Genomic DNA, 15,317 nt, shown 5'->3' with positions numbered 1-15,317 from the left:
GCTTCTGCTCTCCAGCCTGTGTGCTTCAGGACGTCGTGATCTGGATGAATTGCAAAATGATCGGGGCGCCCTGCGCAGGCACTTCGCTCAAAACCAAAACTCCGGGCTGAACCAAGTAGCTATTGGGAGGCTGCAAGATGCCATTGATAAACAAGTTGACGATGGACACGGTTTGCTGCCCGATAATCCCCGAAGTGCTAAGCTGCGGCGTGGCGTCAGCATCTGTATACATATTTTTTTGTCCGTCTGAAAACGTCGTGTATTGGTAGATCGTGGTCGCAAGCAAGCCAGGAGTGCACGGACAAGGAGGACAGGTTGGGCACGGCTGACCGGGGAAAATGTCCGGGCAGCCATAGGGCGGCATGACTTGCGAACGCACATTGACCGTATAAATTCGCTGCCCTCCGCTTCGCTGTATGTTTCTATGCTGCAAAACGATTCACTCCTCTCTTGCGCTGGAATGGGATTACCCCAGGCATGTACAATCGCCTGGGGCCTCCCTTGAACTTGTTTGTTCTTTTAGTTGACGACAAACTCAACCAAGACAGATACACCATCGTTTTCAGCGTCTCCGTCAGGAATCGTCAGCGTGGATGTGGTGACAGTAGACGTGCCTCCTGGCTGCAAAACACCGTTGATATAGAGGTTGTAGTAGGCAAAAGTGGATGGGAATGCTGTCGCAGCAGTACCCGCGTCCGTGCTGAATGCTGTGGCCGCAATCGCAAAAGTCGCTCCTGTGCCTGTTCCTGCTCCAATTGTCGAGTTGAAGCGCAGAGACGTCATGAATGGTTTGATGATTGGCATGTACACCAACTCCTCGTGAAAAGTAGTAAGGATGAACCTTACATTACATATCAAATGAAGGAATCGGCTTTCCCGAAACGGACAAACATCATTTGGGAGAAAGCATATTTTCTTGGTGGCTCCCGCTGCCTTTATGCTAGAAATCTATCCTTGTCTGATAGCAAAGCCGTGCTCCAACCTGCCAACCTGGATGGAAAATGATTATGCAGCGTCTCGTCAACAACTACTGACGGAGTAATCAAAAAAAGCGTCCACTTCCCGCGGACGCCTTTCCCTTTCAAGCCTCATATTCAATTTTCGCCAGCAGCTTCACTCGCTCATGCTCTGCCTCTGGTTCGCCCGCGAGTGAAAACAGCTCTTCATTAACCGTGCCGTAAGCCGTTTGTTGCCCGTACAACAGCAGCACGGTCGGGTAGCCAGTCAATTCCTCGGAAAACGCAGCTGGCAGCTTCTCGGCAAAAATTTCCCCATCCGAAACGCACTCCTGTCGCAAATACTCCAAAAAATCTGCTCGCTCCTCTGCCTTCGCCACGGCGTGTACTTCAAAAAAGTCTTCATCTACCCATGTGAGTCCTGTCGCTTTCATAAATTCCGATGGATACATGTCTCCATCTTCCGTATATACTGGCTCCAGAAAAGCTTGCAGCTCATCCTCTGTTTGCAAGTCTGTTCCCCACACCACCACGACATGCTTCATGGACACCTCATCTCCTTTTCTTACTGACTCATCGGTTTAGCGTGCATGCTCACCATAGGCAGCACGAATGCGCTCGACCCGCTCCCGTTCCTTGCGCAAAACGGCCTTCTCCGCTGCCAAGTCCAATAAGCTGCCCAGCTTTGTCCAATCCGGCTCGCCTGTTGGAACATCCCCCTTGTCCAGCATCCGCCCCCAAGCCATGAGCGCAATCTGGCGCTGTGCCTCACTGCCTGCCAGCCAATGTGCGAGATCATGCCATTCGGGAGCAGACACGGCAAACAGCTTGTCCCATCCTTCGAGCGGGTACGCCGCATATGCTTCCATCCAGGCGATGACTTCCCTGGCACGAAAATGCTTGAGGCGGCCATAGGCTGTATAGCCGCTCATCGTCTCGCTGTTCGCCTCGTTGTCCAGCTCGGCCAGCACCAGCGGCAAGCCTTCCTCTTTTGGCAGGCAAACCGCTGACAAGTACGCCCGCTGGACATCTGAAACAAGCTTTTCCTGCCCAGCTGATTCCCACAGCGAGCGAACCCAATTCGCCGCCTTCATCCCCAACGTTTCAACCAGCAGTTGGCACCATGGCTCTTTTGCAGCAAAGTTCGGCGCCTGGCTGATTTTCGCCACCCAAGCCTGCTGGACGACTTTTGCGTCATACTGATCGAACGCTTTTCGCACACGCTCGTCGTCTGCGCCATGCAAGGCAGCGTACTCGACGAGCTGCGCAAAATCGGTTGCTGCGGTTTCCAGCGTCAGCTCCCGGTACGTTTGCAGCCATTTTTTCCAGCGAACCGCATTTTCCCCATGCACATCGAGTCCATCTGCGCCAGCAAAAGGCTCGTAGTTCCACACTTCCGCTCCAATACAGCCCAGCTCGGTCACCCGCTCGACAAACGCTGTGAAGCTGTGCCCGAGCAAAATATATTCGTCTGTCTCATGCCCCCAGGCGTAAACAGGCGGATCGTCCGCGCATGCTCGCAAATCCAAGAGCAACATGTCGCCATTGCCGCCGACGTGGAAGCAAAGGTACTGTCGCTCGTCGGCGCTTTCGTCGTCGTGACCGAAATAAGGCCACTCCAAACTGTCCAGGCTCCAGCCGATATCCCCGCCGAGGGAAAATGGCTCGACGGTCCTAGTAGGAAGCGACCAGTATATTTGAACTTCGCTTGTCCCTTCCAGAAAAAGACGTCGAAGCGCAAGCGGCAGACTGATCCCCAGTCGCTGCTCTGCTTCGTCCACTTGCCACGGCTGCGCAGGATCAGCGATGATCAGCGGCCAGGTGTGCGCGCCCTGCCTGTCCATATCCGCGATCAGCGCTCTCCACGCAGAAACCCATTTTTCTATTTGTTGGCGCATAGCTACAGCGCTCCTTCCACTCTGCTCGTTTATCACAATCCTTCTTTTTTCATTGTTGCGAATATAGCTCGCGACTTTCAACCTTCTAAAGAACCATTTTTATCCAACATATACACCAAAACACCGCTTCTGCGTTCACGCTGGGCTAACGTTTACGTAAAAGTCCCTCCCCCCAGCCGACACCACAAAAAAACGCCTCTCCCGGACCTGTCATCGCTGGCCCGAGAGAAACGTTTGTCGCTACACCGTCACTAATACGCTTTTTACCATATGGCGGAATTGATGTCCGCTCACCGTCACATTCCCGTCCTGACGATAGCCCATTGATTCGTAGAGTTGACGGGCACGCGGGTTTTCCTCGTCTACCAAAAGGGCGATGCGGTCGTGTTTGCGCCGGATTGCCTCTTCTTCGAATGCCGAAAGCAGCATTTTTCCGATTCCTTTGCCGCGCTGATCGGCCCGAACGGCGACCGAGTCCAAATAAAATTCATCGTCGCGCGCTTCCTTCACCAGCGTGGGCGCAACTCCTGTCCGCTTTTGAACATACTCGACAAACGGGCGATCCAGCTGCTCTGTCTGACTGCCGTGGTAGAAAAGCGCTACGCCGACCGGCACGCCTTCACGCATGGCGATAACCGCATTTTCATAGCTGAGCCGATTGCCTTTTTGGGCAAAAAACTGCTCCAGCAGCAAGAGCGCTTCTTCCTGCTCTGTCGCTCCGGTCAATGTGTGGGCGATGTCGCCAATCGCTTCATAAATCAGCGGTGCCGCAAAAGCTGCATCTTGAGGTTCCGCTTTACGTATCATGTTACTCTCTCCCTGCATGTAAGCGTCCACCCGTCATCTCCAATCGGAAAATCGTCCGTGGACACGTTTTTTTGTTGCCTGTACGATCATGCTTCCGCTTTATTGTGTCACACTTTACACCCAAGGTCGAGCAACCGGGACATCCGTCACAAATTGGCAACAAAGAAACCGCTCTCATAAACGAGAGCGGTCGCAGTCGCATCAAAGCGGCTCTATCCAATCATCTTTTCGATCGTCAGCTTGCGCTCGTAGCGCAAATCGAGAAACTCCCCGCTGCGCCGCACCAATGGCCGCATCGGCTCGTCCTGGTGAATCAGGATCACTTCGACTTCTTCGCCGCTGCTCAGGCGCGCTCTCGCTCCGACGTACAGCAAGGCAATGTAACGCACGAACACAGAGACTATTTCAATACTCAACAGCCCGTTGCAAGCTTCTTTCCATAAAAGCTGCGCCGCTTCGAAAGGCGAGGTGCGGCCTTTGTACACCCGATCCGAGCAGATGGCGTCGAACATGTCGGCAACCGCCAACACCTGGCAGTCCAAAGGAATCTCATGGCCTTTGCGCTGCTCAGGATAGCCGGAGCCGTCCAGTCGCTCATGATGGAGCAGGGCGCACAAGGCAAGCCGCTCTGATCCGCCTTCCATCTCCTTGATCATTTCGTAGCCGTATGTCGTATGTTTTTTCATAATCGCGAACTCTTCGTCTGTCAGCTTGCCCGGCTTTAACAAAATTTCTGTCGGGATGCGCATTTTCCCCACATCATGCAAGAAGCCAGCCGTTCCCATAAACGTCACCTGCTGCTCGTCCCATTTCAGCAAACGGGCAATTAGCGAACAGAGAATGCCTACGTTCAACGAATGCCGATATGTATAACTGTCCGCCCCTTCCAGGACGTAAAGGGAGCGAAAAAGCCCCAAATCCTTCGTGGACTTTTCCAGTACATTCTCAAAAACTTGCGAAAACTGATCCAAGCTGGCTACTTTCCCCTGCTTGAGCTGATCGAAAATCAACCTCGTCTGGTCCAAAGCCTGTACATAGGCGGCAACCGTTTCCCCGTCCGCCTCCAATTGGAATAATTGCGTAGTGACATGCTCTCCAGTTCCCTCTGACCATGTTCGTACGATGTTGACTTCCCGTACGCGCTGTTTCAGGAGAATGTGCACATGTGCAGCTGTTATGGTCGTATTCTTCCCCAGCAGCAGTACACCGCTATCCGAGTAAAGGTCATCTGCTAGTTCTTGCCCAATCAGAGTGTGATCAACGGGGGCCGTAGGCATACAATCAACCTTTCCAGTCATGTCTTTTTCTAAATTATAGAAAGGAAGGAGGAGAGTTACAATCTTTTTTTCGACAATTGCCATGATTTCCTGAGCGGGACCTTCTGCCGCCTGCGCACATACGATATAGAGCGAATGCTAGCGGTGAACTCAAGGAGGGACCTCGTTTCATGACAACACTGTACATCACGCCAAAGGCATGGAGGCAGATCGAGCAGGCTGTACGAAAAAAACCCTCGGTGGAAACAGGAGGGGTAATGATGGGGTATCCGCTCGGTGATGAAAAGTGGGTCGTGACATTTGCCAGCGACCCTGGGCCACGAGCGATTCACCAGCCCAATTCGATCTTTTTCGACGATGACTATCTCAAACGGCTCGTTCGCAAAATGAGCAGAAACAGCCAGTCGCAATACATCGGGGATTGGCACAGCCACACGATCAAGCGCCTGTCTCCAAGCAAAGGAGACAAACGGACGATCTGGACAAAAGCTTCACAATCCATGTACATGTCTTCCTCGCCGCTCATGCTGATTGTCGGGCTGGGCAAGCGCAACCAGCTTCAGGCGCGCGGCTTCATTCTCGGGAATACGCTCCAGGAGGTCGGGAAGATCGAGCTGTATAATCGGCAAGTTCATCGACCGCACGCCGAAAAAGCTCCAGTGCCTGGTTCTTCCCCCAGCTTGGCTGGTTCTCTGATACGACACAGATCGCAAAGCGCGGTTGTTCCAAAGGAGCGTAACCGACGAACCAAAGGTGATTTTTGGCATCGGTTGTACTCCCTGTCTGCGCGGTCCCGCTCTTCCCGGCCACCTGCCAGGAAGAGTTCAGCAGCATCTGGCCGGTCCCATCTGTGACGACCTTGCGCATCATTTTTCGCAGCTTGCTGGCTGTCACGTAGTCGATGCCGTCGGCCGCAAGCTTTTGCTCCGGAAACGAGTAAAAAGACTGACCGTTCCGGTAGGCGATTTCCTTGACCAGACGCGCCTGCGCGGGTTCACCTCCGCGCAGGATCGTCACCATCAAATTCGCTGCCTGCAACGGCGTTATCCGCACATCGCGCTGGCCGATGGCGCTTTGGATCAGCACGCCTTCGTCATTGTGGGACACGCCCTCGGCAAATACACGCCCGCTTTCTTCGCCATCGAGCTGCTTGAAACCATCGAGCTTGAACAAGTGGGCCGTAGCGTGCCCAACCTCTGTCGTCAAGCCCAGCCGACGGGCGTATTCCGCAAGCTTTTCCCCGCCGACCCTTTTCGCAACCTCGGCAAAAGCGATATTGCACGACTGCGCATACGCCTCTTCCAACGTGACGCTGCCGTGCCCCTCTTTTTTCCAGCAAGAAAAATGGTACTTGCCATACTCTCCGCTGCATGTAAACCGATCTGTCGGGGAAACGACACCCTCTGCCAGAGCGGCGGCAGCGACTACCGTCTTGAAGACGGAACCTGGCGGCAACTGTTTGAACGCTCTGTTTTTCCACTCTGTCGCAAGCCCGCTCACATTCGTCTGGTCGTAGGCCGGGCGACTGACAGCCGCGATGATATCGGCATTTTGCGCATCCAGAACAATCAAGCTGCCTTCCCGAAGCCTGACCTGCTCAGCCGCTGCTTCCATGCGCCGCTGAATGTCCACATCGAGCGTGGTGGACAACGACAGCGGATAGTATTGGTTGCTTGGCTTCGTATAGCGAATATCGAGACCACGCAGCGGCCTTCCTTGACCGTCCACATAGTAGGACAAGACAGATGGCTCCACGCCTTGCAAAAAGCGGTCGAAGCTCCGCTCCAGACCAGACGCGCCCACGGTCGATTCGGCGTTCATTTTGCCGTTTGCCCACTCATCGGGATACAGGGACTCGACCATGCCGGGGTTTTTATGAATAAAGCCGATGAGGTGCTTCGCTACTTCTTCCGTGCGATAGCGCTCTGTCACCGCCAGCGCCACCACGCCCGGTATCGCCAGCGCGTTGATCTCCTCTGCCTGCTGTTTGGTTAGCTCGATCAGCTTGCCTGCGTCATTGCGCAAAAGCTGCGGCACCTTCGCCTGCTCCATCGCCCGCGACAATCGCTCACTCGGCTGTCCGGTGATCTTCGCCAGTCTGACAAGCCCATCTGTGCCTTCCATGCTCCCACGAGCGAGCGGAAACAAGATCAGCGCCAAATGCTCCACGCCCGTGAACGCATAGCCTCCCCGATCCAAAATATCTCCGCGCCCGCTGTGCAGCACGATACTTTGCTGCCGCTGCTTCACCGAGGCTTTCACCAAGTCGATCCCGCGTCTGGAAAAGCGGTGAGGCGCTCCGAGCTGTATCCACCACAGACGGGCGATCAGCCCCAGCCAGACAAGCGACATCACCATCAGCACCAAAAAATGCCGTCTTTTGATTCGGCGATCCAGTTGCATGAAGCTTCCCCTCCTCGCCCTTTTCTTCCCAGTATTGCCAGAATAGCCGGGCGAAAAACGATCCGGTGCGAAAACTTGACACTCCAAGCGGCTTGTGCTGATGGTGCATTTGTTCCACAAAAATTCTAAGCACACTACCGTTTTTTCGTGCCAAATGTTTAAGGCTAGCACCATTTTCATTGGCAAATATCCAATTCATTACACGTGATAGGTAGCATTTCGGTTCGTAATATAAAGTGTTTAAAACTCAAATAATGTAAAAAAATGAAATTTTATCAATTAATATGAAATGAGGTTTTTTAACCTAAAAAATGTTATAATTTACCATTATCATACAAAAGAGGTAAGAACTAATGAAGAAACTAGGAGCGTCACTTTTGGTCGCAGCACTATTAGCTACCACAGTAACTACATTCTCAATTCCGGCAACGTCAACATTGGCAGCACAAAAACACAGCCCAGAGATACAGCAATATCTCGAGTCTAATGATGCACTCAAGGAAAGTGAAAGATTTAGAGAGGAAATAGGCTTGTCCTCCAATACTAAAAACTTAAAAGCATTGTCCAAAGACTCTCAAAATTTCTCAGAAAAATATGGGGTATTTCTCACGAAAAAAGAGGAAAAAGAGCTAGATGCAAGGCTAGAGGAACAAAAAAAGCTCATTCCGCCAATCAAGGACTTCATTGCAGAAAATCTGCAAGAAGAATTTGCTAGCATGTATATTGATCAAAAACTAGGGGGCATAGTTCGTATTGGATTTAAAACTGGATCTGAAGAAAAGGTCAAAAAATTTGAGGAAGAACTGAAGAACCTTTATTCAAAAGACATGCTTGAGTTATACTACACAGATTATACTGAACAGCAACTGGATGAAATTGCAGAGTCTGTATCCGAAAAAAGGGATGTATTAGCACAGCGGGGACTGGATATTTCTTCTGTCAGTGTTAATATTCCTGAACAAAAAATTGATATTGGAGTAAAGAAAAAGACTGCTGCTTCCAGAAGTCTTCTTTTAGATTCAGTCATTGTTAGTGATTTAGATCTAGGCGTTGATGGCAATCTCATTAATATATTTGAAGAAGATGTGCATGAAGTTCAAGCTAGCCCATCCAGTAAATTCAGGCCAATTCAAGCCGGTTTAAGGATTACTAATGTGGAGACGGGTGGTAACTGCACATCTGCATTCTCTGCTCAAATTGGAACAGATTCTTATGTGCTTACTGCTGGTCATTGTGTCGAGTCTACTGGAGATAAATTCTCTCAAGGCGGGGAGAGATTTGGTAGAGTTGAGGATTATAACTTCGGGGGAAATGTTGATGCTGCAATCATTGAGTTAGATGAAGGATCTGATGACGCCACTTATTATCTTTTTGGTAACGATAAGTCAAAATTAAATAACATTGATGAGGTTCAAAAAACAAAAAATGAAACAGTTGGAGATGCCGTATGCATTTCTGGTGCTACAACAAGAAGCGTCAAATGCGGGACATTAGAATCAAAGAATTGGAGTGGCTACCTAACCACCAGTGACGGTAAAGTTTACTTTACAGGCTTGAGACAAGCGTCATATTCAAGCCAGAGTGGGGATAGTGGCGCTCCAATCTTTCTAGAGGGTACAGCTATAGGCATTCATAACGCAGGGGATGGTATTTACACTCATATAACTAGAGCTGTTAATCATTTTGATATTGATGACATCTATATTGGAGACTAAGATATTTTTTATACGAGGGAGAATAGGTAAAATGAATAAATATCTAAAGTTCATTACCTTGTCTACCATGGTTCTCTTAACAGTAGGTTGCTCAGAGGAAAAACCTAAAAATGAACATAAAGGACTAACGGGATTTGTCATTGAGGCGAACTATGAAAAAAGAGCGCTACTTGTTGCAGAAAGTGACAAAACATCTGCTACAGAAGGAAAATATGGTGTTGAATGGTATTCGTTAAATGACGATGCTATTCTGCTTGATAGTAAGAATAGTAAGATTTTGTTTACAGATATTGAAGTGGGTTCAGAGGTAGAAACATGGTCAACTTCACCTTCGTTAGAGTCATATCCAGCTAAAACAGACTTGAGTATGCTAGTAGTTGCAGATGATGTGAAGCACCCTAATTCTGATATGTCACAAAAGAAAGCCGTTCAAGCGGCTTTAAATTTTGTAAAAAATCTTTCTGACAAACCAGCAACACTAATCGTGCAAAAGGTAGAAATCAAAAAAACTGAATGGCTCATTCATATATATAATTTTGATTTAGGGAAGAGTTATGAATTAAGAGTTAATCCAGAGACTGCTGAAGTCTCTTAAGCCCCAAACTGCAATTGAGTCACCCCCTTATCTTGCTAAATTAAAATCAGAAGAACAACTTATTGAATAAAAACATCCCGCTCCACTTTTGATAGTGAAACGGGATGTTTTTATTCCTTTTTAGGGTTTCCGTCATTCAGGACTCCCCTTTTGGGACAGCCCATCGTGCTTGCCTTCTTTTGTATCCATCAGAATGCTACAGCTTGGCTGGCTCCTGTTTTTCCAACAAAATGTTTTTGATTTTGGTGGACAGCAGATCGAGCGCCACCCGGTTGTATCCGCCCTCTGGGATGATGACGTCGGCGTAGCGTTTGGTCGGCTCGATAAATTGCAGATGCATCGGGCGGACGACGTTCAAATACTGGTTGACCACGGAGTCCAGGGAACGGCCGCGCTCCTCGATATCGCGTACGATCCGGCGAACGATGCGGACGTCTGCATCCGTGTCGACGAACACTTTGATGTCCATGAGGTTGCGAATGCGCTCATCTTCAAGAATCAGCATTCCTTCCAAAATGATGACGTCTTTCGGGTCTACCTGGACTTGCTCGCTCTTGCGGTTGTGCACCTTGAAGTCGTAGATCGGCTTCTGGATCGCCTTTCCTTGCAAAAGCTCCTGCAAATGCTGCAAAAGCAGATCGTTGTCAAAAGCGAACGGATGGTCGTAATTGGTCAAAGCCCGGTCTTCCACACTCAGATGGCTTTGATCTTTGTAATAAGAATCTTGCTCGATCATCGTCACGCTATCGTTGCGGAACTGATGATACAACTCCCTTGCCACAGTGGTTTTTCCGGAACCACTGCCCCCTGCCACGCCAATCAATACAGGGTTACCCATGCCACATGTCCCCTTCCTCATGCTGCGTCCATCCTTTTTTGCCCTACGGCTGTATCTTTTTCTTCAGGCTGACAGCCAATCCGTCTCCTACCGGAATGAACGTCGTCTCCAAATCCGGTCGCTCCGCCAAATGGGCGTTGAATGCGATCAGCTTGTCCACCATCGGCTTCTGTCTCTTTCCAGCCTCTTCCGGTGTCGCCACCAAACCGCGGAACAGCACGTTATCGCTGATCACCAGCCCGCCTTCTTTCAGCAGCGGCAAATACAAATCGAGAAACGCCCGATACTGTCCTTTTGCCGCGTCGATAAACAGACAGTCAAACTGATAAGAATCAGGCAAGCCGAGCGTCGCGTCGCGGGAAAGAATTTCAATCCGTTCTGCGCAGCCTGCTTCCTGTACATTTGCCCGTGCCCGGGTCAATCGGTCTTCATCTATGTCCATCGTGACAATCCGCGCCTGTGGTGCCGCTTCGGCAAGCCAAATGGTCGAATAGCCGATTGCTGTCCCCACCTCCAGAATCGCTGCGGGGCGATGCAGCAAAAGCAGCATTCTCATCACCTGAGCGGAAGCGAGCTGAACGATCGGAATATTTTCCTCGGCCGCTTCCTGTTCCAGCCGCGCGAGCAGCGAAGAACGTTCCGGAACCAGGCCCGACACGTAGTCGTCAATTGCGGGATTGGTTATCATGCTTTCACTCCTCTTTCGTTACAACCGCATTATTATAGCATACCTTGCAAAAAAGAACAGGGGAAACCTGGTTAGTTTCCCCTGCTTTTTGCATCATTTGCGTTGTGCTCGGAAAGTGTTTTGGAAAAGTAATGTTCCGAGGTTCCGTCTTTTTTCGTCACGTAGAAAAAGAAGTCGTGCTTCGCTGGATTGACAACCGCCGCAAGCGATGCCCGACCCGGGTTTGCGATTGGTCCCGGCGGCAATCCAGAGTTCGTGTACGTATTGTACGGACTTTTTACCTTCAAGTCGTCATACGTCAGCCGATCGCGCTGCTTGCCCAGTATAAACTGCACGGTAGCGTCTGCCTGCAACGGCCATTTGTCCCGGATGCGGTTGAAATAAACACCCGCGACGAGCGGACGTTCTTTGTCCACGGTCACTTCCCGCTCGACAATGGACGCAAGGTTGACCACTTCGTCCATGGTCAGCCCACGCTGCTTGATCAGCTCGTTCCATTCCGGCTGCCATTCCTTGGCAAACTGAGCCAGCATGCGCGACACGACATCATGGGCCGTCGAATCTTTTTTCACTTCGTACGTCTCCGGGAAAAGGTATCCTTCGAGGCGGTGCTTCCGGTTTTTATCTTTCGGAATTTCCGCTACAAAAGCAAACTCGGGGAACTCCCCTTCATTCACTTCTTTCAGGAAGGCTGCTTTTTCCACAATTCCTTCCTTGTCCAGATGCTCGGCAATCTGCTCAATATTCCAGCCTTCCGGGATCGTAAAACGCTCGGCGTTGACGACCGTTTTTCCCTCGGCCATCGCCGTGAGCATATCGTCAATGGCTTGTCCTGTTGTAAACTGGTATTCTCCCGCTTTCAGCTGCGGTCCCACGCCTTTGTACTTCACGTAATACTGGAACAGATCGGCATTGCGGATAAGCCCTTGCTCTTCCAGCAGTCTGCCGATTTCCCGCGCGGAAGAACCGGTGGGGATCGTCACGTTTTTGGCCGCTTGCGGACCATCTACGGGTTGCAGCCCGTTGTACACGTACCACGCTGCCCCTCCTGCGGCCAACAAGCCAATGAGAAACAAGGCGACGAGCCACATGACAATTCGTCCGCCCCGTCTGCGCCGATACGTGACAGGTCTTTCCGATCTGAAATCAGACTTCGCTGACATTGGTTTCAAGCTAGAAATCCTCCCTTTAGGGTCTCTTCTCTCCATCCCGTCTATTATACAAGAGCTGACTTTCGCTGTCACTGTATACGATTTTTTGGCGAAAAGAGAAGAATTGGGAGGATTTCTGCTCAAGACCCGATTAGAACCAGCGGGCCGTCACTGTTTTTTTGCGGGTGTAGAACTGCACTCCATCCGTTCCGTTAGTGCCCAAATCGCCGTAAAACGACGCCTTGTTGCCTGCAAAAGAGAAAAACGCCATCGGAGCCGGGACATTCACATTCACACCGATCATTCCCGCGTCGATATTTTCACGGAAATGCCGCACATGCTCTCCCGATGTTGTGTAAAGCACCGCTCCATTGGCAAAATCCGATCGGTTCGCCAGCTCAATCGCTTCATCCAGGCTTTTGACACGAACAATGCTTAAAACGGGAGCGAAAATTTCGTCCTGCCAAATTTTCATCTCCGGCGTCACCCCGTCAAAAACGGTCGGCCCCAAATAGTAGCCGTCCGGCAGCTCCTGCATCACGCTTCTGCCGTCCAGCAGCAAACGCGCTCGCTGCGCCTCCCCGCTCTCAATGTATCCGAGCACACGCTGGCGATGGGCGTCCCGAATCAGCGGAGCGACGAACGCCTCCTCGTCTTGCGTATCTCCTGCTTTCAGCTCCTGCGCGGCTTCCAGCAGCTTTGCGGTAAATTCATCCGCGATGTCTTCCATGACACATACGACAGACGTCGCCATGCACCGCTCTCCCGCACTGCCGAAAGCGCCGTTGATGATTCCCTGCACAGTTTTCTCCATGTGGCAGTCTGCCATGACGACCGCGTGGTTTTTCGCTCCCGCCAGCGCTTGAACCCGCTTGCCATGAGCTGCTCCGGTTTTGTAGACATACTCGGCCACCGGCTGGGAACCGACGAACGAAACCGCTTTGACGAGCGGATGGACCAGCATGCCGTTCACGACGTTGTGGGCGCCGTGCACCATGTTCAGCACGCCTTTTGGCAATCCGGCCTCCATCATCAGCTCAACCAGTCTTTCCGCAAGCAGCGGCGTGCGCTCGGATGGTTTCAGCACAAACGTGTTGCCGCATGCAAGCGCCAGCGGAAACATCCAGAGCGGGATCATCATCGGAAAATTGAACGGGGTAATTCCTGCCACGACTCCGAGCGGATAGCGGTACATGACGCCCTCGATGCCTGTCGCGATTTCCGGCAGCGATTGTCCCATCATCAGTGTAGGAGTGGCTGTCGCAACCTCCAACGCCTCGATCCCGCGCTGTACCTCGCCACGGGAGTCTTTGATGTTTTTGCCGTTTTCTTGCGTAATAATGACAGCCAGCTCTTCCGCTTCCTGCACAAGCAGTTGATGATAGCGATACAAAATCCGCGTGCGATTGGGCACGGGCGTTTTGCGCCACCAGGAAAACGCTTCACTCGCTGCCTTCACAGCCTGATCGAGTTCTTCCCGGGAAGACAGCGGAACCTGGGCGATGACTTCGCCTGTGGCTGGATTGATGACGGCTTCCGATTTGCCGGAGCTGCTTTGCACCCACTCTCCGTTGATGAAGTTTTTTACCTCTTTGACTGCTGTAACCATGAACAACTCTCCTCTCTCGTGGCACTACGCCTGAATTTTCCGCTGTGCGGCTTGCACGTAGGAATACAGCGCCGCCATGTCCTGCTCGCCGAAGCCCGCTTGCTGCGACTTCTCGTACAGGCTGATCAGCTCGGCTGTGATCGGCAAATCCAGACCAGCCTGCTCGGCCATCTCCTGGGCGATTTTCAAGTCTTTCAGCAGCAAATTCAAGGAAAAGTGCGGCGCAAAGTCGTTGGTTGCGATAAAGCTTTTATAGTTGCGCTCGTAGATGCGACTCTGTCCGTAGCTGACATTCAATATCTCGAACAGCTGGTCGAGGTCGAGCCCCATTTGCGCCGCCAATGTTACGCCTTCACTGACCGCAGATGTATAAAACCCGATCAGCAAGTTGTTGATCAGTTTGACCGCCGTTCCGCTGTCGACTCTCGCCCCGACGTGAAAAATATTTTGACCGAGCGCAGCGAATATCGGCTGCATCTGGTCGAACAAGTTCTTTGGTCCGCCCACCATGATGGTCAACGTCCGATTTTTCGCCCCAATGACTCCGCCACTGACAGGAGCAGCCAAATAGCCGACTCCTTTCGCTTGGCAAGCCACTGCCAGCCGCTCATTCAGCCCAGGTGTCACGGTGCTCGTATCCACGAGAATCTGCCCTGCTCTCGCATGCTCCAGAATGCCGCCCGCTCCGGTGTAAACGCTCTCAACAATTCCAGGCGAGGGCAAGCTCGTCAAAACGACCTCTGTCTGTTTCACCACCTCTTCAATCGTCAGTCCCGCGACTCCGCCAGCGGCCGCAAACTCCTTTTCCACGTCTGGATTGACGTCGAAGCCATATACCGCATACCCGCTGCCAAGCAAGTTTTTGGACATAGGCATCCCCATATTGCCCAGACCAATCATTCCAATTGCAGGCAAACTCGACATGTTGAACTCCTCCTTTTTTTTCTAAAAGATGAGGGTTAGACGGATGCACTACGGCAGATGCCTCTGCCTGTTCCTGAGTCTAGCGGTCACTCCAATCAAAGGCGCTCTTTACTTCTCCTAATCGTAGGCACACCCCGCCCCTCCTAAGTTCAGGACGCTATTTGCCTCTTCCTAGGTCGCAGACACATCCGCCTCGCCAAGTCCAAGGCGCTTTCTCCCTCTCCTAAAATCGCAGGCACACCCCGCCTCCCTATGTCCCGGACGCTCTTTGCCTCTTCCTAGTTCGCAGACACATCCGCATCTCCAAACCCAAGGCGCTTTCTACCTCTCCTAAATCGCAGCCACATCCCGCCTCTCCCCCCTCCAGAAAGCAAACTCCGTGCCACGACGTTTTAACCGCTTCATCCTTGCTTTCTTTCGACCAACTGTCCAGAAAACACAAAAAGTGTCTAGACA

General features: G+C 51.5%; 14 protein-coding genes and 1 pseudogene. 3 read left to right on the top strand and 12 right to left on the bottom strand.

Annotation, left to right across the window (positions count from 1 at the left end):
* Nucleotides 1–25: 25 nt before the first annotated feature.
* The 6 genes from HP435_RS10120 to HP435_RS10095 form a co-directional block, all read right to left on the bottom strand.
* Nucleotides 26–433, bottom strand: coding sequence for a DUF4183 domain-containing protein (locus HP435_RS10120; protein ID WP_122964169.1), 408 nt, complete (start codon nt 431–433; stop codon nt 26–28).
* 86 nt (nt 434–519) lie between these two features.
* A complete protein-coding gene (locus HP435_RS10115; RefSeq protein ID WP_122964170.1) occupies nt 520–804 on the bottom strand; it encodes a DUF4183 domain-containing protein in 285 nt (94 codons plus the stop codon).
* A gap of 277 nt (nt 805–1,081) precedes the next feature.
* Nucleotides 1,082–1,501: an immunity 22 family protein gene (locus HP435_RS10110; protein WP_122964171.1), complete on the bottom strand. Its 420-nt coding sequence runs from the start codon at nt 1,499–1,501 to the stop codon at nt 1,082–1,084.
* 36 nt (nt 1,502–1,537) lie between these two features.
* Nucleotides 1,538–2,854 carry an SMI1/KNR4 family protein gene (locus HP435_RS10105; RefSeq protein WP_122964172.1) on the bottom strand — a complete coding sequence of 439 codons (1,317 nt, stop codon included), beginning with the start codon at nt 2,852–2,854 and terminating at the stop codon, nt 1,538–1,540.
* A 240-nt stretch (nt 2,855–3,094) separates the two neighbouring features.
* The gene (locus tag HP435_RS10100; RefSeq protein WP_122964173.1) at nt 3,095–3,661 is read right to left on the bottom strand and encodes a GNAT family N-acetyltransferase; all 567 of its coding nucleotides are present in this window, start codon (nt 3,659–3,661) and stop codon (nt 3,095–3,097) included.
* Nucleotides 3,662–3,873: 212 nt separating this feature from the next.
* Complete coding sequence (locus HP435_RS10095) at nt 3,874–4,938, bottom strand: HD-GYP domain-containing protein (protein WP_122964174.1); 1,065 nt, start codon at nt 4,936–4,938, stop codon at nt 3,874–3,876.
* Nucleotides 4,939–5,108: 170 nt separating this feature from the next.
* On the opposite strand from HP435_RS10095, the pseudogene HP435_RS10090 reads away from it, so the two are divergent.
* Nucleotides 5,109–5,420, top strand: a pseudogene (locus tag HP435_RS10090) (Mov34/MPN/PAD-1 family protein); the annotation flags it as partial.
* A gap of 91 nt (nt 5,421–5,511) precedes the next feature.
* On the opposite strand, the gene HP435_RS10085 reads toward HP435_RS10090, so the two are convergent.
* Nucleotides 5,512–7,341, bottom strand: coding sequence for a peptidoglycan D,D-transpeptidase FtsI family protein (locus tag HP435_RS10085; RefSeq protein WP_173598606.1), 1,830 nt, complete (start codon nt 7,339–7,341; stop codon nt 5,512–5,514).
* Nucleotides 7,342–7,694: 353 nt separating this feature from the next.
* Here HP435_RS10085 and HP435_RS10080 point away from each other — a divergent pair, with 353 nt between their 5' ends.
* Both HP435_RS10080 and HP435_RS10075 read left to right on the top strand, forming a co-directional pair.
* Nucleotides 7,695–9,056, top strand: coding sequence for a S1 family peptidase (locus HP435_RS10080; protein ID WP_173598607.1), 1,362 nt, complete (start codon nt 7,695–7,697; stop codon nt 9,054–9,056).
* A gap of 31 nt (nt 9,057–9,087) precedes the next feature.
* The gene (locus HP435_RS10075; protein WP_173597450.1) at nt 9,088–9,651 is read left to right on the top strand and encodes a DUF3221 domain-containing protein; all 564 of its coding nucleotides are present in this window, start codon (nt 9,088–9,090) and stop codon (nt 9,649–9,651) included.
* Nucleotides 9,652–9,847: 196 nt separating this feature from the next.
* Here HP435_RS10075 and udk read toward each other — a convergent pair whose 3' ends face one another.
* The 5 genes from udk to HP435_RS10050 all read right to left on the bottom strand — a co-directional run bounded on the left by udk (nt 9,848) and on the right by HP435_RS10050 (nt 14,852).
* Nucleotides 9,848–10,489 (bottom strand): uridine kinase, encoded by a 642-nt coding sequence (gene udk / locus HP435_RS10070; protein WP_122964178.1) that lies wholly within the window; start codon nt 10,487–10,489, stop codon nt 9,848–9,850.
* Between the two features lie 43 nt (nt 10,490–10,532).
* On the bottom strand, nt 10,533–11,177 hold the full coding sequence (locus tag HP435_RS10065) for an O-methyltransferase (RefSeq protein WP_122964179.1): 645 nt from the start codon (nt 11,175–11,177) through the stop codon (nt 10,533–10,535).
* Nucleotides 11,178–11,248: 71 nt separating this feature from the next.
* Nucleotides 11,249–12,349 carry an endolytic transglycosylase MltG gene (mltG, locus tag HP435_RS10060; protein ID WP_173598608.1) on the bottom strand — a complete coding sequence of 367 codons (1,101 nt, stop codon included), beginning with the start codon at nt 12,347–12,349 and terminating at the stop codon, nt 11,249–11,251.
* 130 nt (nt 12,350–12,479) lie between these two features.
* Nucleotides 12,480–13,937 (bottom strand): CoA-acylating methylmalonate-semialdehyde dehydrogenase, encoded by a 1,458-nt coding sequence (locus HP435_RS10055; protein WP_173598609.1) that lies wholly within the window; start codon nt 13,935–13,937, stop codon nt 12,480–12,482.
* A 24-nt stretch (nt 13,938–13,961) separates the two neighbouring features.
* A complete protein-coding gene (locus HP435_RS10050) occupies nt 13,962–14,852 on the bottom strand; it encodes an NAD(P)-dependent oxidoreductase (RefSeq protein WP_173598635.1) in 891 nt (296 codons plus the stop codon).
* Between the last annotated feature and the right edge of the window lie 465 nt (nt 14,853–15,317).

Source organism: Brevibacillus sp. HD3.3A (genome assembly GCF_013284375.2).
GTDB lineage: Bacteria > Bacillota > Bacilli > Brevibacillales > Brevibacillaceae > Brevibacillus > Brevibacillus parabrevis.
This window is presented reverse-complemented; position numbering and strand designations above follow the sequence as displayed.

Excerpts from the sequence above, each read along its gene's own strand:
- HP435_RS10115 (WP_122964170.1), bottom strand. The coding sequence starts at position 804 with ATGCCAATCATCAAACCATTCATGACGTCTCTGCGCTTCAACTCGACA.
- HP435_RS10110 (WP_122964171.1), bottom strand. The coding sequence starts at position 1,501 with ATGAAGCATGTCGTGGTGGTGTGGGGAACAGACTTGCAAACAGAGGAT.
- HP435_RS10105 (WP_122964172.1), bottom strand. The coding sequence starts at position 2,854 with ATGCGCCAACAAATAGAAAAATGGGTTTCTGCGTGGAGAGCGCTGATC.
- HP435_RS10100 (WP_122964173.1), bottom strand. The coding sequence starts at position 3,661 with ATGATACGTAAAGCGGAACCTCAAGATGCAGCTTTTGCGGCACCGCTG.
- HP435_RS10095 (WP_122964174.1), bottom strand. The coding sequence starts at position 4,938 with ATGCCTACGGCCCCCGTTGATCACACTCTGATTGGGCAAGAACTAGCA.
- HP435_RS10085 (WP_173598606.1), bottom strand. The coding sequence starts at position 7,341 with ATGCAACTGGATCGCCGAATCAAAAGACGGCATTTTTTGGTGCTGATG.
- HP435_RS10080 (WP_173598607.1), top strand. The coding sequence starts at position 7,695 with ATGAAGAAACTAGGAGCGTCACTTTTGGTCGCAGCACTATTAGCTACC.
- HP435_RS10075 (WP_173597450.1), top strand. The coding sequence starts at position 9,088 with ATGAATAAATATCTAAAGTTCATTACCTTGTCTACCATGGTTCTCTTA.
- udk (WP_122964178.1), bottom strand. The coding sequence starts at position 10,489 with ATGGGTAACCCTGTATTGATTGGCGTGGCAGGGGGCAGTGGTTCCGGA.
- HP435_RS10065 (WP_122964179.1), bottom strand. The coding sequence starts at position 11,177 with ATGATAACCAATCCCGCAATTGACGACTACGTGTCGGGCCTGGTTCCG.
- HP435_RS10055 (WP_173598609.1), bottom strand. The coding sequence starts at position 13,937 with ATGGTTACAGCAGTCAAAGAGGTAAAAAACTTCATCAACGGAGAGTGG.